Source organism: Streptococcus mitis (assembly GCF_002096895.1).
In the GTDB taxonomy this organism is placed as follows: domain Bacteria; phylum Bacillota; class Bacilli; order Lactobacillales; family Streptococcaceae; genus Streptococcus; species Streptococcus mitis_AH.
This window is the reverse complement of record NZ_NCVI01000020.1, coordinates 784,064-804,455: the sequence shown is the minus strand read 5'-3', so window position 1 is coordinate 804,455 and position 20,392 is coordinate 784,064. Positions and strand designations below refer to the sequence as shown.

The 20,392-nt window shown below is 39.7% G+C and carries 17 protein-coding genes, 1 pseudogene and 1 other annotated feature; of the genes and pseudogenes, 3 read left to right on the top strand and 15 right to left on the bottom strand.

Annotated elements, in window-relative coordinates; translation table 11 throughout:
• Nucleotide 1 precedes the first annotated feature (1 nt).
• Nucleotides 2-1,933 (bottom strand): YSIRK-type signal peptide-containing protein, encoded by a 1,932-nt coding sequence (locus B7697_RS09365; RefSeq protein ID WP_192851489.1) that lies wholly within the window; start codon nucleotides 1,931-1,933, stop codon nucleotides 2-4.
• A 253-nt stretch (nucleotides 1,934-2,186) separates the two neighbouring features.
• Between B7697_RS09365 and B7697_RS08645 the strand changes: the two genes are divergently transcribed.
• From B7697_RS08645 to B7697_RS08640, 3 genes and pseudogenes are all read left to right on the top strand, one after another.
• Nucleotides 2,187-4,469 (top strand): Xaa-Pro dipeptidyl-peptidase, encoded by a 2,283-nt coding sequence (locus B7697_RS08645; RefSeq protein WP_084951404.1) that lies wholly within the window; start codon nucleotides 2,187-2,189, stop codon nucleotides 4,467-4,469.
• Between the two features lie 169 nt (nucleotides 4,470-4,638).
• A pseudogene (locus tag B7697_RS09455) lies at nucleotides 4,639-4,940 on the top strand (Xaa-Pro dipeptidyl-peptidase); the annotation flags it as partial.
• Nucleotides 4,937-5,407 carry an arginine repressor gene (locus B7697_RS08640; RefSeq protein ID WP_084951402.1) on the top strand — a complete coding sequence of 157 codons (471 nt, stop codon included), beginning with the start codon at nucleotides 4,937-4,939 and terminating at the stop codon, nucleotides 5,405-5,407. The pseudogene B7697_RS09455 and the gene B7697_RS08640, both read left to right, overlap by 4 nt.
• Nucleotides 5,408-5,450: 43 nt before the next feature.
• Here the strand turns inward: B7697_RS08640 and B7697_RS08635 are convergent, their stop codons facing one another.
• The 14 genes from B7697_RS08635 to ftsW form a co-directional block, all read right to left on the bottom strand.
• A complete protein-coding gene (locus B7697_RS08635; RefSeq protein WP_007284777.1) occupies nucleotides 5,451-5,609 on the bottom strand; it encodes a hypothetical protein in 159 nt (52 codons plus the stop codon).
• 9 nt (nucleotides 5,610-5,618) lie between these two features.
• On the bottom strand, nucleotides 5,619-6,929 hold the full coding sequence (obgE, locus tag B7697_RS08630) for a GTPase ObgE (RefSeq protein WP_084951399.1): 1,311 nt from the start codon (nucleotides 6,927-6,929) through the stop codon (nucleotides 5,619-5,621).
• A gap of 62 nt (nucleotides 6,930-6,991) precedes the next feature.
• Nucleotides 6,992-7,126 (bottom strand): DUF4044 domain-containing protein, encoded by a 135-nt coding sequence (locus tag B7697_RS08625; protein ID WP_084951397.1) that lies wholly within the window; start codon nucleotides 7,124-7,126, stop codon nucleotides 6,992-6,994.
• 58 nt (nucleotides 7,127-7,184) lie between these two features.
• A complete protein-coding gene (locus B7697_RS08620; protein WP_084951394.1) occupies nucleotides 7,185-7,361 on the bottom strand; it encodes a PspC domain-containing protein in 177 nt (58 codons plus the stop codon).
• A gap of 29 nt (nucleotides 7,362-7,390) precedes the next feature.
• Complete coding sequence (locus B7697_RS08615; RefSeq protein WP_084951391.1) at nucleotides 7,391-8,716, bottom strand: glycosyltransferase family 4 protein; 1,326 nt, start codon at nucleotides 8,714-8,716, stop codon at nucleotides 7,391-7,393.
• Between the two features lie 15 nt (nucleotides 8,717-8,731).
• On the bottom strand, nucleotides 8,732-9,775 hold the full coding sequence (cpoA, locus tag B7697_RS08610; RefSeq protein ID WP_205008443.1) for an alpha-galactosylglucosyldiacylglycerol synthase: 1,044 nt from the start codon (nucleotides 9,773-9,775) through the stop codon (nucleotides 8,732-8,734).
• Between the two features lie 115 nt (nucleotides 9,776-9,890).
• Entirely contained in the window at nucleotides 9,891-10,220 is a 330-nt protein-coding gene (locus B7697_RS08605) for a metal-sulfur cluster assembly factor (RefSeq protein ID WP_000331925.1), read from the bottom strand.
• A 14-nt stretch (nucleotides 10,221-10,234) separates the two neighbouring features.
• A complete protein-coding gene (rpoD, locus tag B7697_RS08600) occupies nucleotides 10,235-11,344 on the bottom strand; it encodes an RNA polymerase sigma factor RpoD (protein WP_045611498.1) in 1,110 nt (369 codons plus the stop codon).
• Nucleotides 11,345-11,346: 2 nt separating this feature from the next.
• Entirely contained in the window at nucleotides 11,347-13,107 is a 1,761-nt protein-coding gene (dnaG, locus tag B7697_RS08595; protein ID WP_084951388.1) for a DNA primase, read from the bottom strand.
• Nucleotides 13,108-13,196: 89 nt separating this feature from the next.
• Nucleotides 13,197-13,955, bottom strand: coding sequence for an ABC transporter ATP-binding protein (locus tag B7697_RS08590; protein WP_084951385.1), 759 nt, complete (start codon nucleotides 13,953-13,955; stop codon nucleotides 13,197-13,199).
• On the bottom strand, nucleotides 13,952-14,818 hold the full coding sequence (locus tag B7697_RS08585) for an ABC transporter permease (protein ID WP_084951382.1): 867 nt from the start codon (nucleotides 14,816-14,818) through the stop codon (nucleotides 13,952-13,954). Before B7697_RS08585 ends, B7697_RS08590 begins: the two co-directional genes overlap by 4 nt.
• 76 nt (nucleotides 14,819-14,894) lie before the next feature.
• Nucleotides 14,895-15,890, bottom strand: coding sequence for a tryptophan ABC transporter substrate-binding protein (trpX, locus tag B7697_RS08580; protein ID WP_084951380.1), 996 nt, complete (start codon nucleotides 15,888-15,890; stop codon nucleotides 14,895-14,897).
• A gap of 111 nt (nucleotides 15,891-16,001) precedes the next feature.
• Nucleotides 16,002-16,219: a binding site (T-box leader), on the bottom strand.
• 96 nt (nucleotides 16,220-16,315) lie between these two features.
• Complete coding sequence (gene ppc, locus B7697_RS08575; protein WP_000058173.1) at nucleotides 16,316-19,012, bottom strand: phosphoenolpyruvate carboxylase; 2,697 nt, start codon at nucleotides 19,010-19,012, stop codon at nucleotides 16,316-16,318.
• A gap of 24 nt (nucleotides 19,013-19,036) precedes the next feature.
• Nucleotides 19,037-20,260 (bottom strand): cell division peptidoglycan polymerase FtsW, encoded by a 1,224-nt coding sequence (gene ftsW, locus B7697_RS08570; protein ID WP_033681863.1) that lies wholly within the window; start codon nucleotides 20,258-20,260, stop codon nucleotides 19,037-19,039.
• Nucleotides 20,261-20,392: the final 132 nt, after the last annotated feature.

Genomic DNA, 20,392 nt, shown 5'->3' with positions numbered 1-20,392 from the left:
TTCACTTCCATCTGGATTTGTTGTTGGAAGTCCTGCTTTCCTTAAGTATGACCATTGAGTATCTTGAGATGTAATTAAGACATCCGCATGTCTTTGATCTCCAATTTTTTTTATAAAGATTAGCTGATCCTGATGGTACAGCCTTACCATTCACATTAACATAAGAGAACCCAGTTTCTGACAATTTCGTTGCAGATAATTTCTGAGATTCAATGGCTTTGTTGTATGCTTGTACCGCTTCATGGTATGCTTTAGCTTTTGCATAGTAGGTATCTGTATTGGCAAATGTTTCTGTTGGGTATTCTGGTATCGTTAGTGCTACACCATTTACGGAAACCGTTGGGTTATTAGCAAATGTTGTTTTATTTTTTGTAGCATTTTGCTTGAATTTTTTATCCTCAGCTTGTGCTTTTGCTAATTGTTTATCAGAACCCCAATCACCATAATCACGTACAGCATTCACTGGTCCTGCTGGTGTTTTATTTGGATTAGCCTCTACATTTTTCGAACCTAATTTTATAACTGTAGCTGTTAAAGTATAGCCTTCAACCTTTGTTTTAACATTGAACTTCATACCTTCTTGTAAAGCTTCGTAAAGTTCATGATCGTTTTGAGCTCCACCCGTGTAGTATAAATGTTCAACATATTTCGCAGTTCCTGAATTTAAGAATTTATCATCAGTTGTTAAACCTTTTGAACCATCAGCATAGGTAACATCACGAACCATTGTGATTTTACCTTCAACTCTATCACCATTTGGATATGTGATAGTTTTAGTAATTGGTTGCGCTAATTTTCTTGCTGGACCTACTACAGTACCATTAGAGTAGGTAATAGATGCTGCTGCAAAGTCGAACCAGTTAATATTATTTTTAAGTTGCTCTAAGTTTTTTGTACCCGCAGTACCAACAACAGTATCTCCAGAAGGAATATTAGTTTTAACACCATTTATTGTAACAGTTGCTCCACCTGCAGTTCCGTTTCCTTTCTTCTCTACTTCAATCATAGAAGGATCCGTAATGCTTGGGTTGGCATTCATGATTTCACGTTTAACCGCAGCTATCTCTTCTTCTGTTAAATCATTAATATTTTTTACTGGAGTCTTAGTTGTAGGAGCTACGATTGCTGTATTGGTAGTAGTTCCATCCGCCAACACTGCTTCAACCTTACCTACGTGTCCTGCACGTTTCATCTCAGCATAGACAGCTTCGATAGCAGATGAAATACGTTGAAGTTGGGCATCCAATTCTTCCTTAGTGATTTCTCCGGCAGCAAGAGCTTTCTTAGAAGCTTCGATTTGAACTTTTGCTGAAGCTACTGCGGTTGCGATTGCTTCTTTTCCAGCTTTATCTTCTGCCTTTTTATCCGCAAAGTTTGAGGCAGTTGTGTTCAATACTTCTGCTTCAGATGTCAGCTGCTCAAGAACAGTTTTAGTAGCAGTAATTGGGTTTTCTGCTTTCTTTTCGTCCTTTTTATCAGCTTTTTCATCAACTGCTTTATCAGCTTTTTTGTCAGTTAAAGGAGCAGTCAGTGTTGCTTTTTCTTTGTCAGCTGCTTCTGTTTTTTCAGTTGTAGCTGTTTCAGATGCTTTATCATCTTTCTTAGATACTTCAGCAGCTAATTTTGCAACTTCCTCATCACTCAAGGCCGGCTTTTCTACTACAGCCGCTTCTGTCGTAGCAGAAAGAGCTGGTGTCGTCACATTTGCGACATTCTCACTTACCTTATCATCTTTTGGAGCAGATGCCACAGCTTCTGTTTTATTTTCAGTAGCTGTTTCTTCTGCTTTGGCAGTCGTTTGGGCAGCACCCAAAATCAAGGCTGTCCCCAACAGCACACTCGCAACACCAAAATGATACTTACGGATAGAGAAGCGTTGACTCAAACCATACCAATCAAAAGATTTATTTTTTTGTCTTTTTGATTTATACATAATGTTCACTTTCCTATTTTAATTATGTAACTAGAAATTACAATTACATAGTATATATTTTATCATAAAAACGCTATCAGTTCAATAAATAAAGAAAGAAATAATTATATATATATATATATATATATATATATATATTAATAGCTCTTTGCTATTATTTATATTTATATACTATCTTGTTTTTGACTTTATCTTGGTATTTTTTTTGCTTTTTTGATATAATAAATCAAAGTATAATTTCACTGGAGGTTCTATGCGTTTTAATCAATTCGGCTATTTAGCGCTACCTAGAGATACAATTATCTTTGAATTAAAAAAGTATGGATTTGATTTACCAGTCAACATTACAAATAAACAAATGCTTGAAGCGTTTCTTATTCGTTTCTTTTTTAATTTTAAAAACAGCTCCTATCCTCTATCCAGTTTAGCAGTTGATAAAGAAACTGACTTATTGACATTTTTTCAATCAGATAAAGAGTTGACTGCAGATATTTTCTATACTGTGGCTTTTCAACTTTTAGGATTTTCTTATTTGATTGACTTTGAAGACGGCGAAGCTTTTCGCAAAGAGACTGGTTTTCCCATTGTATATGGTGACTTGGTTGAAAATCTCTATCAGTTACTCAATACTCGCACTAAAAAGGGGAACACTCTTATCGACCAACTTGTCAGCGACGGTCTTATTCCTGAGGATAATGACTATCACTACTTTAACGGCAAGAGTTTGGCTACTTTTTCTAGCCATGATGCCATTCGAGAAGTCGTTTACGTTGAGTCTCGTGTCGATACTGACCAAAAAGGTCTACCAGACCTAGTCAAGGTCAGCATTATTCGTCCTCGTTATGATGGGCAAATCCCTGCTATCATGACTGCCAGTCCCTACCATCAGGGAACAAATGATAAAGCAAGCGATAAGGCTCTCTACAAGATGGAGGGTGAGCTTGAGGTCAAACCTGCTCAGAAAATTGAGCTTAAAGAATCTCAACTCAATCTCGTCCAAGCCCAAGGTCAAGCTGAGCTTGTATCAGAAGCCGAGGAAAAGCTAACGCACATCAACGCTAGCTATACTCTCAACGACTACTTCCTTCCACGAGGCTTTGCTAATCTCTATGTCTCTGGTGTTGGTACCAAAGACTCCACAGGTTTCATGACTAATGGAGACTACCAGCAAATCGAGGCTTATAAAAATGTCATCGATTGGCTTAATGGTCGTTGCCGTGCCTTTACTGACCACACGCGCCAGCGTCAAGTCAAGGCTGACTGGTCAAACGGAAAAGTAGCCACAACTGGACTTTCTTATCTAGGTACCATGTCCAATGGTCTTTCGACTACAGGTGTAGATGGTTTAGAGGTTATCATTGCCGAGGCTGGTATTTCTTCTTGGTACAACTACTACCGTGAAAACGGTCTGGTAACTAGCCCAGGTGGTTACCCAGGTGAGGACTTTGACTCCCTTGCTGAGTTAACCTATTCTCGTAATCTCTTGGCCAGCGACTATATCCGTGGTAATGAGGCTCACCAAGCTGACTTAGAAAAAGTAAAAGAACAGTTAGATCGCAAATCTGGTGACTACAATCAATTTTGGCATGACCGCAACTATCTGTTCAATGCTGATAAAGTAAAGGCAGAGGTTGTCTTTACTCATGGTTCACAGGATTGGAATGTCAAACCACTTCATGTTTACCAGATGTTTCATGCCCTTCCTGCTCATATAAACAAGCATCTCTTTTTCCACAATGGCGCCCATGTGTACATGAACAATTGGCAGTCCATTGACTTCCGTGAGTCCATGAACGCCTTATTTACTAAGAAATTACTGGGAGAAGATACAGATTTCCAACTTCCAACGGTTATCTGGCAGGATAATACCGCTCCTCAGACTTGGTTACCACTTGATACCTTCGGTGAGCAAGAGAACTTTGAAACCTTCGCACTTGGTCAAGAAGAGCAAGTTATTCAAAACCAATACTCAGATAAAGATTTTAAGCGTTATGGTAAGACTTACCAGACCTTCAATACAGAACTTTATCAAGGGAAAGTCAATCAGATTACTATTGACCTTCCTGTAACTAAAGACATTCACTTGAACGGTCGAGCTCAACTCAATCTTCGTATCAAATCCAGCACAAACAAGGGTTTATTATCAGCCCAACTGCTAGAATTTGGACAGAAAAAATACCTACAACCTTATCCAGCTGTTTTAAGTGCTAGAACCATTGACAACGGTCGCTACCACATGTTGGAAAATCTTAACGAATTGCCTTTTCGTGAAAATGCACAACGCGTCGTGACAAAAGGCTATCTCAATTTGCAAAATAGAAATGATTTACTGTTAGTAGAGGATATTACTGCAGATGAATGGATGGATATCCAGTTTGAACTGCAACCGACTATTTACAAGTTAAAAGAAGGAGACACTCTCCGTTTAGTCCTCTATACTACTGACTTTGAAATCACAATCCGTGACAATACCGCTTACCAGCTGACTGTCGATCTTGAACAGTCTAGTCTTATCCTACCTTGTCAAGAGGTATGATATCAGACTTTCAACATGGAAGATTTCCACTTGAACTGTCAAACTACACATAAACTTAGTATCAAATTCAATCCTGGTCTAGGCCTATGACGTGTCTAAAACGGGATTTTGGACAAAAGATACTAAGACCCTAACCAACATGTGAAATCACTAATACTACTCGCTACCATACCACATGTTGGAAAATCTCTGTGAATTTCCATTTGGCATAAATTCACAACAAGTCGTGACAAAAGGCTACCCTAATTGAGTGATTTACTGTTAGTAGAGGACACTAATGTAAATAAACGGATAGAGAGCCAATTCATCTCCACCCAACTAGTGACAAGTTAAAAGAGGGAGATTCTCTCCGTTTAGTCCTATACTACTGACTTTGAAATCATCATACGTGACAATACCGCTTACCACCCGACTGACAATCTCGTTCAGTCCACGCTTTCTGTATCTAATACAAGGAGTAACATTTTATGAATAAATCTGAACACCGACACCAACTCATACGAGCTCTTGTAACGAAAAACAAGATTCACACTCAAGCTGAGCTACAAGCTCTTCTTGCCGATAATGATATTCAAGTTACACAAGCTACACTTTCGAGAGATATTAAAAGTATGAACCTCTCAAAAGTACGAGAAGAAGACAACTCTTACTACGTGCTCAATACAGGTTCAACCTCAAAATGGGAAAAACGTCTCGAAATTTACATGGAAGATGCTCTTGTCTTGATGCGTCCAGTTCAACACCAAGTCCTACTAAAAACCCTTCCTGGACTTGCTCAATCCTTTGGTTCTATCATTGATGCATTGAGCTTCCCTGACGCTATCGCTACCCTCTGTGGCGATGATGTCTGTCTGGTCATCTGTGAAGATGTAGAAGCTGCTCAAAAATGCTTTGAAGAGCTGAAAAAATTCGCTCCACCATTTTTCTTTGAAGAATAAAAAAATTCCGTGTCTAATCTGGCACGGAATCTTTTTATCTATTTTACTGAGATGGATTGTCTTTTTTAGTTCGTGCCAATCTCAGGGCACGATTTGGATTGAGACGATTAAACAGTTCTTCCAATTTCTTTTCATTCCAAACATCTGCGGCGGAAACAAAATTGCCATCCGCATCTCGGAAAGATATCGGTTTATCTCCCATACCAGTCTCCTAGTCTACAAATTCAAACTCAAATTTACCAATGCGGACCAAATCCCCATCTTTAGCACCACGCGCACGAAGGGCTTCATCAACCCCCATACCACGAAGCTGGCGGGCAAATTTCATGACAGACTCGTCACGATCAAAGTTGGTCATATTAAAGAGTTTCATGAGTTTTTCACCAGAAAGTACCCATGTCGCATCGTCATCACGGCTAATTTCAAAGGCTTTTTCTTCCTCGTCAAATCCATAGTAAGCTTCTTCTTCCATATCTGACTCGTCGTAGAGCAAGAATTCTGGTGTCTTATCTAACAATTCAGCTGTCGCATCCAAAAGCGTTGCCAGCCCTTGCTTGGTTAAACCAGATATTGGGAAAATGGCTGGCAACTCTTCAAATTCATCGTAGTTTTCAGCCAATTTTTTCTTGAATTCTTCAAGATTTTCCTGACTTTCAGGCATGTCCATCTTATTAGCTACAATAATCTGTGGACGCTCCATCAGACGGAGATTATATGACTCCAGCTCCTTATTGATGGCAAGATAATCCTCATAAGGATCACGGCCTTCGCTAGCTGACATATCAATGATGTGAAGGATGACACGTGTACGCTCAATGTGACGGAGGAACTGGGTTCCCAAACCAACACCTTGACTAGCACCTTCAATCAAACCTGGTAAATCAGCTACTGCAAAAGATTCACCTGATTGGGTACGAACCATTCCTAAATTTGGCACAATGGTCGTAAAGTGGTAGGCACCGATTTTTGGTTTAGCAGATGTGATAACACTTAAAAGTGTTGATTTCCCTACAGATGGGAAACCTACCAAACCAACATCCGCAAGGATTTTTAGTTCCAATTGTAACTCACGTTCCTGACCTGGTTCTCCATTTTCAGAGATTTCCGGTGCAGGATTTTTTGGTGTCGCAAAGCGAATATTTCCACGTCCACCACGACCACCGTGGGCTACAATAAATTCTTGCCCGTGTTCAATCAAATCTGTCAAGACCTTGCCAGTCTCCGCATCACGCACAGTCGTACCTTGCGGCACTCGAACTCTAAGATCCTCAGCACCACGCCCATGCATCCCTTTAGTCATCCCTTTTTCACCAGAATCAGCCTTGAAATGGCGATTGTAGCGGAAATCCATCAAAGTACGTAGTCCTTCGTCTACAACAAAGACCACATTTCCTCCACGACCACCGTCACCACCCCAAGGACCGCCATTAGGGACATATTTTTCACGACGAAAGGCAACCATGCCATCGCCACCATTACCAGCCTTGACCTTAATCCTAGCTGTATCTAAAAACATACTCATTTTTTCTTCTCACTTTAAAAAAGGGCTGGGAAATCCCAGTCACAAAATTTTCTTGAATCTTTTTATAGATTACTGAGGGCGCTAATTGCAGTTGCAAAAATACCAAATATACTCGCTAAAAGCATAATAATCACGATGATTAAAGTTAATTTCTCAAACAAGGTTTTTTTACGATTTCCATTATCTCCAAATGCCATTTTTCTCTCCTTCGTTACATTCTATTTTCTATTATCTTAGCATGAATTTAGCTAGTTTTCAATAGTCAGTTGCTACAGGTGCAATAATCCATAAAATGATATAGGCTACAATTCCAGCTCCGTAACAGCAAGCAAGGACACCCCATATTACGCGAACGATAGTAGGATCGATATCAAGATAATGGGCCACTCCAGCACAAACACCAGCAATCTTTTGGTCACGACCGCTTCTCATTAATCGTTTATTCATAGCTTGTCCTCTTTCTATTCTTCATGGTCTTTCCAATAATCTCTTATGCTGATCAACTGTGTTTTTGAAGCCTTCAGCATGCGTCTAGAGCCTTTTACGGGTACAGCAACCACCTGTTGTGGAAGATACAAAACTGTCTTAAAGATACGCTGGCTGACCGTGTCATCTTTTGCTAAATCTTTCTGGAAGTTATTTGAAATAATGGCATCCAGATAAAACTCATGCACTCGTTTCCCAAAGTTCTCAGCTGAAATCTCATACAATTTCTCTGATAAGGTATGCTCATTCATATCTGGCGTTGCAATCAAGGCCTCTAAAATAGCTCCAGCCAAATCATGTTCTCCATAGTACAAGGTTCCAAACATTTTATCACTGATAAGATTTTCCAGATAAGGATTTCCATGTGCAATGACAGGCGTCCCACTAGCCAAACTTTCCAAGTAGGTCAAGCCTTGGGTTTCACTTGTCGATGCCGAGATGAAGAAATCTGCTGCCTTATAATAAAGAGCCGTCTCACTAGGAGCAATCATCCCTGTAAAGATGACGGAGTCTTGAATCTCTAGTTTTTTGGCTTGCTCTTTGAGGTCATCCAGATAAGGACCATCCCCAGCTATCACCAGTTTAACCTTGTCTTCTTCTTTCAGAACTTCTGCAAAGGCTGCTAAAACTGCTTGAATATTTTTTTCATAGGAAATCCTAGAAAGACTAAGCAACATCTGTTCATCATCTTGAATTCCTAATTTACTACGTAGTTCTTTTAGATTTTCTTGCTTAATTTCCGGACGCTCAAACTTGGCTAATTCAATCCCAGTTGGAATGACCCGTTTTTCAACCTTGACCTTATAGTCAGATAGCAAGTCACGAACAATCTCACTCGGGCAAATAACCCCATCCACATCATGTAAGAAACCTCTGACCAGATACTTGACCATACTCGGACGAATCAACATCCCCTTAGCAATATAATGCACATAGTCTTCGTACTGAGTGTGATAGGTATGGATGACTGGAATCTTCAATTCACGCGCAATCCAAATCCCCAACAAGCCAAGAGAAAATTCTGTCTGGGTATGAATAATATCTAGCTGATACTGTTTAGCAATTTCCAGTGCCTTGCTAAAACCTCGGTAAGCAAAGCGGCGATCCTTAAAAGCAAAAAAAGGAACACTTGGGATGCGGATAATTTGCCAATCTTCATAACGATTGACATCCTTATCTGTCGTTGTAAAGATAAAAACAGCATGCCCTTGCTTTTCAAGTTCTGTTTTCAAGGTTCGAATACTGGTCGCCACACCTGAAACCTGAGGAAAATAGGTATCTGTAAATAAACCAATTCGCATAGATTACCTCACTTTTTACTTTCTCCCTAAAGCGGCTTGTTTCTCATAAAAGTCCAACCAGATTTGTAACAGATGCTCTTCGGAATACTCTCTAGAAATATTCTTAGCCTTTTCTTTGAGATCTTTTAAGGCAGCAGGATTGGCTTGATATTCTAAAATAGCTTCTTTCATCTCTTCTCTATCTGCTGTCGCCCGATAATTTCCCTCTAAAATCACCTTATAAAGATCCAAATCACGCAACATAATCGGAGCTTCACAACTAGCAGCCTCTAAAATAGTCATGGGGAAGAGCTCATTGTAACTAGGCAACAAGAAAAGGTCCGCTAGGGCATACAACTCGCGCATCCGCTCTGGCGATACAATACCTGGAAAAATCAAATTTTTAGGGGGATTTTCCATAATTTTTTTGTAGCGTTCATAGCCATCTGTCATGCCACCAAAAGAGAAACCACCCGCCCAGATAAAAGTAATTTGAGGCAATTCCTCAGCCAGACGGATAAAGTCATCAATCCCTTTTCGTTTCTGAACTTGCCCAGCACCTACTACGATAAACTGATTGTCACTAAGACCTAGATCTGTTCGCAGTCTCGCTACCTCTTCTTGTGGAAGGGGATGCCATTTTTCCTTGTTTACAAAGTTAGGAATATAGGTCACTTTTTCACGTGGAATACCAGCTGCCACCAAATCCTCAATAAACATCGGATTGACCACAACCAAGTGCTCCATCCGGTTGTAAAAAGAAAATACATAGCGTTTAACAATTCCCTTTAAGAAAAATGGAATTTTCAAACTCCCCTCAAGTGTATCAGGCAAGAAATGCACATAGCCAATTTTTCTACCTGAGCGTTTCTTTTGGAAGGTTGATAAATAATAGGGGAAATCAATCGTATGAAAGTGAGTCACATCTGCCTCAATTGGTAGATTTTCTGTAACAATCAATTGGTCCTTAGCATCACGGTGAAGAAGACGAACTAATTCACGGTAGGCACCTGAAACTCCTTGTCCTGCTACTTTCTCACTTGAACTCAACATATTGATGCGTAATTTCTTTTTTTCCATAACTACTATTATATCATTTTCTTTGAATAAAATCAGCAAAAGAAAGGAGAGACTAGAGGAAAAGAGGGGGAAAATTCCTCACTTCTCCAACGGTCTCTCACATGCTTTTATATGTTTATTTAATTCCTAGGGCAATGCGTGCATAGCGACTCATTTTTTCAACAGTCCAGGCTGGATACCAAACCAATTTGACCTCAGTATCCGTTACTTCTGGAACCTCGGTCATGGCATCATAAATCTGATCCGTCAAAAGGTCGGCTAGGGGACAACCCATAGTTGTCAAAGTCATATCAATCTCTGTTTGCCCAGTGTCGCCGTCAAAACGAATCTCATAAATCAAACCAAGGTTGACAATATCGATTCCCAACTCAGGGTCAATCACTTCTTCCAAGGCTGATAAAATTCGTGTTTTGATATTTTCAATTTGCTCTTCTGTATAAGCCATATTCATCCTCACTCTTAGTCTTCAATAAAATCACGAAGCGGTTTGCTGCGACTTGGTTGGCGTAGTTTTCTCAAAGCTTTAGCTTCAATCTGACGGATACGCTCGCGAGTCACGTTAAAGACTTTACCAACATCTTCAAGGGTACGCATTTTACCATCATCTAGCCCAAAACGCAGACGCAAAACATTTTCTTCACGGTCTGTAAGAGTATCCAAGACCTCATCCAACTGCTCACGCAAGACAATACGAGTTGTATAGTCCACTGGATTTTCAATCACTTCATCTTCGATAAAGTCCCCAAGGTGGCTATCATCCTCTTCACCGATTGGAGTTTCAAGGGATACCGGTTCTTGGGCAATCTTCAAGATTTCACGAACCTTATCAGGTGTCATATCCATTCGTTCAGCGATTTGTTCTGGTGTTGGATCTTGTCCCAATTCTTGAAGAAGGTTACGCTGTTCACGAACCAATTTATTGATGGTTTCAACCATGTGAACTGGGATACGGATAGTACGAGCTTGATCCGCAATAGCACGAGTGATAGCCTGACGAATCCACCAAGTTGCATAAGTTGAGAACTTGAACCCTTTAGAATAGTCAAACTTGTCAACCGCCTTCATCAAGCCCATGTTCCCTTCTTGAATCAAGTCAAGGAACTGCATACCACGGCCGACATAGCGTTTGGCAATCGAAACAACCAAACGAAGGTTGGCTTCCGCAAGACGTTGTTTGGCTTCGATATCACCCGCTTCAACAGCCAGCGCCAATTCTTTTTCCTCTTCATTGGTCAAGAGAGGAACGACCCCGATTTCTTTTAAGTACATACGGACAGGGTCATTAACCTTAGCCGAAGTTGACCCAATCAAGTCCTCATCGCTGAGTTCTGGTTCTTCTTCAGAGCTAAGAACACGAGCACTCGGATTTCCTTCGTTATCTGTGATAGAAATTCCTGCATCCTGAATTCGTTGCAAGAGATCTTCAATTCCATCAGCATCCAAGGTAAAAGGAATCACCAGACTTGCATTAATTTCATCATCAGTTGCTGTCCCTTTTTGTTTATGATTACGGATAAATTCTGCTACTTGTACGTCAAATGTTGTTACTTCTTTTTGTTTTGTTGCCATTATTACTCCATTCTTCTCTTTTGGGAAATTAAACGTTCCAATTCTTCTAAGGCTGTGTCTGTATCTCCTACATGGCTAGCTTCCTGCACCTTCTTTTTGATTCTCATATTGTCCTGATTCAAGAGAGCCTTGTTTCGAGTCATTTCTACTTCACTAAGTTCCTGAGGTGACATCTCAGATGGTAAATCCTGAGCTAAAACTTGATACCATGCTCTTTCAACTTCCTCTGTCTGCTCCGCTAGAACTTCTGGAGGAAGATTTCCATACTGGCCAAGCAAGTCATATAAAACCTGAAATTCAGGAGTGTCAAATGCAAAGTCTTCTCGCAAACGGTAATCATTCAAAACAAGGGGAGATTCCATCATTCGATAAAGTAGATGGGCTTCTGCCCTCATAATAGCCGATAACTGCTTGGTGACAGGCATAGTGATTGGCATCGGTCTGGAAATTCCTTCCATACGATTCTGCCTTTGCGCCTGACGACTCTCATTAACAATCTGCTCAATCTGGGCATAATCAAAGGACGCCAGACTGTCAGCTAAAATATGTATATAGCTGTTTTGAGCAGTAATAGATTTTTCTTGAACAATCAAGGGAGCTATTTTTTCAATAAACTCAATCTGTGCCTGCAGATTTTCACTGTTTTCAGGCTTATACTGATGAATGTAAAACTCAATCGGACTAATACGAGTTTTCGTTAACAGATAGGCCAAGTCTTCTGGTCCATTTTTTTGTAGATACTCATCTGGATCCAAGTTATCAGGCATGCTAACGATTTGCACAGGCATATCACCAATTTCGTCCAGCGCTTTCAATGTCGCGGCTTGCCCAGCCTTATCACCATCATAAACAAGAACCAACTTCTTGGTTAACCTTTTCAGATGCTCAACATGCTCACGACTTAAGGCCGTTCCCATAGACGCTACAGCATTTTCTATTCCAGCCCGATAGGCTGCGATGACATCCATGAATCCTTCCATCAGATAAATCTCACTGGCTTTTCCAGAAGATTTTTTAGCCCTATCCATATGATATAATTCGTAACTTTTGTTAAAAATTGCAGTCGATCGGCTATTTTTATACTTAGAAGTTTGTGAATCCGTTTTCTGCCAGATACGACCTGAGAAGGCAATAACCTTTCCTTGGTCATTTGTCAGGGGAAACATGATCCGATTGTGAAAAGTGTCTACAAATTGATTGGCATCTGATAGGTAAAATAGCCCTGAATCTAGGAAATCCTCTTCACGATACTGACCAGACAAACGTTGATAGAGATAGTTTCGCTCTGGGGGTGCCAAACCAATCCGAAAATGCTTGAGCACTTCATCTGTCAAACCACGCTGATAAAGGTAGTTTCTGGCCTCCTCCCCCATGGTTGTTGTCATGAGAATAGCATGATAAAATTTGGCAGCATCTTCATGCATATCATAAAGAGCTTGGTGGGGTGAAGCTGGCTTCTGCTCACTATAAAGCGGTTTTTCCACCTCTATCCCAACACGCTGACCTAAGATTTGGACAGCCTCCATAAAGGGAACCCCTTGGTACTCCTCTATGAACTTAAAGACATCACCTGAGCGCCCACAACCAAAACAGTGGTAAAACTGCTTGTCCTCTACAACGTTGAAAGAAGGTGTTTTTTCACCATGAAAAGGACAGAGCCCTAGATAGTTCCGTCCTGCCTTTTGTAAAGAAATCACATCTCCTATGACTTCCACAATGTTGGCATTGTTTTTGATTTCTTCAATGACTTGTTTGTCAACCATACACAATACCTCCATGTTATCATAGTTTACTTTATATAGTATACTTTATTTCAGAAAAAAAGTAAACCATTTCACTCATTTTCCCTACTTTATTCAAAGAGTTGATAATAATCAGAGATTTTCATTTTTGCTTTTTCTTCTTGGTTCAAATCTTGGATAATTCGTCCTTCTTTCATGACAATTAAACGATTGCCATATTTGAGAGCATCTTCCATATGGTGGGTAATCATAAGCGCTGTCAGCTGATCTTTCTTGACAAATTCATCCGTCAATTCCATCAAGGCCACACTGGTCTTTGGATCAAGGGCTGCAGTATGCTCGTCTAACAAGAGTAATTCAGGACGCTTCAAGGTTGCCATCAAGAGACTCAAGGCCTGTCTTTGACCACCTGATAAGAACTCAATCGGTGTATTCAAGTGTTTCTCAAGACCATTTCCTACTTTTTCAATGGTCGCTTGAAATTCATCCTTATAACTAGTCAAGCGTCGTGGTAACAATCCACGCTTTTCACCACGAAACTTGGCAATCAAAAGATTTTCAGCTACTGTCATACGGGGAGCTGTCCCCATCTTAGGATCTTGGAAAACTCGAGACAGATACTTAGCCCGCTTCTCTGGTGAAAACTTGGTAACATCTTCACCCAAAATACGGATGGTTCCACTGGTTAATGACAAGGTTCCTGCAATAGTGTTAAAGAGAGTTGATTTCCCAGCACCATTTCCACCTAAAATCGTGATAAAATCCTGTTCAAAAATTTCTAAGGAAACATCATTTAAAATAATCTTTTCTTCATCAAAGCCATTTTTAACGATTTTGGTTGCATTTTTTAATTCTACAATTGCTGTCATTTGCTTAACTTGGCTCCTTTCAAGATGGTTTGCTTAAATGTTGGAATCATGAGGCAGACTGCTAAAATCAAGGCACTGTATAAACGAAGGTAACTTGTATTAAAGCCAAGCGCAATAACTGCCCACACTAAGAATTGATAAGCGATAGACCCGACAACGATGGCAACCAGACGTTCTGCCAAACTCAAACTCTTGAAGATAACTTCTCCAATAATCAAACTTGCAAGTCCCACAACGATAACCCCGATTCCTCGAGATACATCGGCATAACCTTCTTGCTGAGCAATAAGAGCACCTGCAAGGGCAATCACACCATTTGATAAAACCAAACCCATAAGCTCCATGCGTCCAGTATGAATCCCGAAACTTCTAGCCATATCAGGATTGTCACCTGTAGCAATATAGGCCTGTCCGAGTTTGGTGTCCAAGAAAAAGAGCATGAGAGCAATAACAATACTCACAAAGATGAGACCTGTCAAGAGTTGATTCAAATCCGAATCAAAAGGCAAAACATCCTGAATTTGCTTGGTTCCAAGCAGGCCTAAATTCGCACGTCCCATAATTAAGAGCATGATAGAGTGACAAGAAGTCATCACCAAAATCCCTGAGAGCAAAGTTGGAATCTTCCCTTTTGTATAAAGAAGTCCTGCTGCCATTCCAGCCAAACAACCAGCTCCAACAGCAACAAGTGTCGCTAAAAAGGGATTCACACCTTTCGTTATCAGAGTGACAGCAACAGCCCCCCCAAGAGGGAAGGAACCTTCTGTCGTCATATCTGGAAAGTTCAAAATCCTAAATGTCATAAAGATTCCCAGACCTAGAATAGCCCAGACAAATCCTTGAGAAATAATAGATAATATCATCTGTTTCTTAACCTTTTTCTATATGATGTCTATTGTAAAAAATTAGAGGAGATGTCCCCAACTCCTCCATTACAGATTATTCGATCACTTGCCCTGCTTCTTTTAGAACAGATTCAGGAATCGTAATACCTAGCTCTTGTGCCATTTTTTTGTTGATTACTGATTTACCAGTTGAAAAGACATTTACTGGAGTATCGGCTGGTTTTGCACCTTTCAAGACTTGTGCAATCATTTTACCAGTTGCCACACCAAGGTCGTGTTGGTCAACTACAACGGATGCCAAGCCACCTGCTTCTACCATGGCAGTTGCGCTTGGGTAGATTGGTTTTTTAGCTGATTGGTTGCTTGATACAACAGTTGAGAAGGCTGAGGCAATAGTGTTATCAATTGGAACCCAGATAGCATCAACCTTACTAGTCATAACGTTAACTGTTGAAGCAATTTCATTTGTTGAAGGAACTGCAAATGTTTCCACTGTCAAACCTGCTTTTTCAGCATAAGCCTTAAATTCTTCAACCTGAGTTTTGGAATTATCTTCGCTACTTGAGTAAAGAGCTCCGATTGTTTTCACATTTGGTGTAAGAGCCTTAATAAGTTCAACTTGTTGTTGAGCTGGATTATGGTCAGATACCCCTGTAATGTTGCCACCTGGTTTTTTCAAATCTTTGACCAAGTTAGCACCAATTGGGTCTGTAATAGCGGCCATGATAACCGGTAGGTCTTTTGTGGCACTAGCCAAGCCTTGAGCAGCTGGCGTTGCAATACCAACCACAAGGTCATTCCCATTTGCAACCAACTGTTTGCTCATTGTCGCAACCTTACTTTGGTCACCTTCTGAGTTCATAAAATCGATTTTAACTTGATCATCTTTATATCCTTCTTCTGCAAGTCCATCTTGGATCCCTTTATAAATCAAGTCAAGAGATGGATGGCTCACAAACTGAAGGACACCAACTTTGGCAACTTTCTTCTCATTCTTAGCTTCTGGTTTATTCATTGAAGAGTAAATCAAGCTTCCTGCTACTAAGACTGCTAATGCAGCGATAATTCCAATTAAACGTTTATTTTTCATTCTATTTCTCCTTTTTATTCCTTTAAAATACTTCACTTATACAAACAAGCGACGCCATCGTTTTCTTTCCATACTAACCTCCATCAAAAAAGTCCTCACACAAAAAACTTGTGTGAGGACGTCGATGCGCGGTACCACCTCAATTATAGGGAATTCCCCTATCGCTCTGTCTCGCAATAACGAGATGCACTGTAAGGTGTGCTCACCGAATTTTTATGATTTCAAATTCTAAATAACATTCAGCCCAATTTTCATCATCATCACTTATCTGTTTTCAGCTACCACAGACTCTCTAAAAAGTTTGAATGATTACTTTTCTGAATGGTTAAATTATATCATTTTTCAACTACTTGTCAAGACTCTTTTAGCATTTTTTTGAACTATTCAAAAACTTCCCCTATAGAAAAGAGGAAGCTTGATAGGTATCAGCCTGAATTACGCAATCCTGTTGCAATTCCGTTGATGGTTGTATGGATTAATTTTTCTTGATCGCTTGATAATTCTCCTCGACGTTGACGTTTAATCAACTCCAACTGGATATAGTTGAGGATATTAAAGTAAGGCATACGGTAATCCAAACTGGCTTTTAGATATGGATTTTCAGCCAAAAGTTCGTCATACCCTTCGATAGCCAAGATAACTTCCTTGGTCACTTGCCATTCATTTAAAATAGTCTCATAGATTGCTTTTACTTGATCATCCTCACACAGTTTGGCATATTCAAAAGCAATGTTCATATTTGATTTTGACAAGACCATATCAACATTTGAAAGGAGCGATTGGAAGAAAGGCCAATTTTGGTACATATCTCGTAAGATAGCAATATTCTCTGGATTTTTATCGATAAATTCCTTGAAGCTTGAACCAACCCCATACCAGCCAGGGAACATGACGCGACTTTGCGACCATGAGAAGACCCAAGGGATAGCTCGCAAACCACCGATTTCAGTAATAGTCTTACGAGCGGCTGGACGAGAACCAATATTAAAGCTTGAAATAGCCTTGATTGGACTTGATTCGAAGAAATAATCATAGAAATGGTCATTTCCAAAGACCAAATCACGGTAGATATCGTAACTACGGTCCACCACTTGATCCATAATAGCTTCGTAACGATTTGAGGTATTGGTATCGCTCTTCTTCTGAGTAATCATACGGTTAATGGCTGCTGAAACCAACATTTCAAGATTATAGTAGGCAGCGTCTTTGTTACCGTATTTATTCCCAATTACTTCACCCTGCTCCGTCAAACGGATACGATCCTTGATAGACTTAAGCGGTTGAGATGTGATGGCTTCATAGGTTGGTCCACCACCACGACCAACAGTCCCACCACGACCATGGAAGAAGGTAACCTTAACGCCAAATTCATCTCCAATAGCAGTCAATTGTTGTTGAGCCTTGTAGAGGGTCCAACATGATGATAGATAACCACCATCTTTATTACTATCAGAGTAACCAAGCATGATTTCTTGGTAGTTATTGCGTGAAGCAATCCATTTCTTAGCAAGAGGAAGTGAAAGGTATTCTCTCATGGTTTCTTCTGAGTGGTCCAAGTCCTCAATTGTTTCAAAGAGAGGAACAATTTGGACACGGGCTCTTTCTTTATCAACTAACCCTACTTCTTTTAGCAAGATAGCCAATTCCAACATGTCTGATACGCTGGTTGCATGTGAAATGATGGTCTGACGAATGACATCATCTCCCAACTTATCTTTCAACTTACGAGCAGCCTTAAAGATTGCTAATTCTTTTTCAAGTAACTCTGATTTTTCAACATGAGTGGCAGAAAGAATACGTGGATCTTCCTCTAATTCTTTCAAGAGAAGCTGGCATTTTTCTTCTTCACTGAGTTCGCTATAATGAGAATGAATACCCGCTGATTTCAAGAGTTCAGCTACACAGGCTTCGTGAACACTAGAATCTTGACGCATGTCTATAGATGCCAAATAGAAACCAAAAATTTCAACTGCCTGAATCAGCTCAACAAAATCACCAGAAATCAGTGCTTCACCCTTGTTTTCCAAGAGGGAATCACGAATGGTAATTAAGTCCTTATAAAAATCATTAGCTGTTTCATAGCGAGCACCAACTTCCTTATCCTCAATCAGATAGGTTTTTGTTGCTTGGATTTTTGATTGAATATCAAACAAGGCACGACGATACAGCTCTTTTTCACGATAAATCGAGTTGTCCTTGGATTGACGAGCCATTTCTCTAACTTGCTTGCTTACATTGACAATACTGGTTGAGAGAGAGAATTCACGATAAAGTTGGTAAATCTTTTCATCATAGTAGTTCATGATGACTTCACACTGGGTCATAGCAGATTGTTTCAAGGTATCTGCTGTAACAAAAGGATTCCCATCACGGTCTCCACCAATCCACATTCCCATGGTAATTGGTTTAGGATGTTTCAACTCCAAGCCGTGTTTTTTAGCCAGACGCTTGTACTCAGCAGTCAAATGAGGAACTGCCTTCAGGAATGAACTATTGTAGTATTCCATAACATTCGTGATTTCATTGGTCACTTTCAATTTCTTTTCACGAATCATATCTGTCTGCATGATAATCTCAATGTAACGACGGAGATCATTATGCCATTTTTCCTTATTAATCAAACCTAATTTCACATCACGGTACTTACGCAAAAGGGTATGGATATGGTTAGTCAAATCCAACATACTCTTACGTTGCACTTGTGTTGGATGGGCTGTCAAAACAGGGACAACATTCAAGTGTTCTAGAATTTCAACCGCATTTTCTTTTTCTGCAACCATTTTGATCGTTGCTGATAATTTACCAAGATAATCTTGATCGATATTATTTTGATGGTTAATTTCATAGGCCAAATCCACGTCTTCTGAAATATTAATCAAAAGAGGCAAGATAGAGAAATAGCGTGAAATATAAGCCATTTCATCATTTGACAGACTCGTAACCAATTGGTTCAAACCTTGATAATCTTCTTGAGTTGACAATTCTTTCAACTGCATGATTTTTTCAAAAGTCTCTGGGGCAAGCATGTTTTTAGTGATATCTTCTAACAATTCTGTTAAAATCAATACTTCTTCTTGCACGACAGCTTTATTACTATAGTTTTCTAATTTTTGAAGAGACATAGGTAATCCTTTCCACTCTCAGCTCTACATATAGTTTGATGAGTGAGCTTCTAACTCCTCATATAATTGGGCACGTTTTTCACTTGCATCAATATTTAAGACAAAGGCGATGGCTACAGACAAGACTAGGAGACTGTTCCCTCCTTGTGATAAGAAGGGGAAGGTTACTCCTGTCGAAGGAATAATGCCAGAAATTCCACCGATATTGACAAATACCTGTACCAGCATCATCCCCCCAACCCCAATCGCCATCATAGAATTAAAGGGATTCTTAGCACGAATACCGACTAGGATAATTCGTAAAATCAGGAAAAAGACAAGTGCTAAAATCAAGCTGGCTCCCACAAATCCAAACTCTTCAATAACAATTGAAAATACAAAGTCTGTATGTGCCTCTGGTAAATAACCACGTTTTTCTATTGAATTTCCTAAGCCTAGACCAAACCACCCACCATTTACCATGGCAAAGTAGGAATTTGCAAGTTGGTGGCCTGACCCTGCCAAATCGGCAAAGGGATTAAAGTAGGCACTGAAACGCTTAGCAACGTAACCAAATACTGGAACTTTTGAAAACTTATCAACCCCGATCATAGAGATAGCTGATAAGGATAGGGCTGAAACTCCAAATAATACACCGATAAAGACTATAAACCAACGATGAGCAATTCCACTAACTGTATACATAATCAAGGCGACAAGAACTAGGATGGTAGCATTCCCCAAATCTGGGAAAATAGCTAAACTTCCTATCATTACTAGTAGGACGAAGCGCCAATCATTAAAAGCACGAGGAATCCATTGATTTTGAGTTAAAACTTGAAAATCGTAAATCCCAATTTCATCCTGTTGTTTTGAAAAACGTTGGGCCAAGTACCAGACGATGATAATCTTCAAATACTCTGCTGGCTGAATGGTCAAAGGTCCTACTGAAATCCAACCATAGGCTCCATTGACTGGCGTACCAATTAAGCGAGCCAAAGCTAAGAGAATCAGCTCAACAAACATAACAATAAATAAAAGTCGTTCTTTTCTCAAAAAATTCAATTTCAGCTTATATATCAAGGCAATCAATATTAAACTAAATATCCAAAACATTCCCTGACTTCGAACCAATTGGAGGGCACTTTTACCTTCTTCGATAAGAATGGCACTGGTTGTCGAATAAACCACAATCAAGCCCAAAATAGATAAAAGTAAGTAAGGAACTAGAATAGAATAGTTTAATAGGTGCCTCTTACTAATCTTCATAGTATCACCAATCTAATGAGAACAAAAGAAATTATTCCCAAATTCCGTTTATTTTCTAGTTTTGATTGCTATTATACCATTTTTTCCGAAAGAAAAAAACTCTTACCCTCAAGATAGAAAGATTTTCTCATA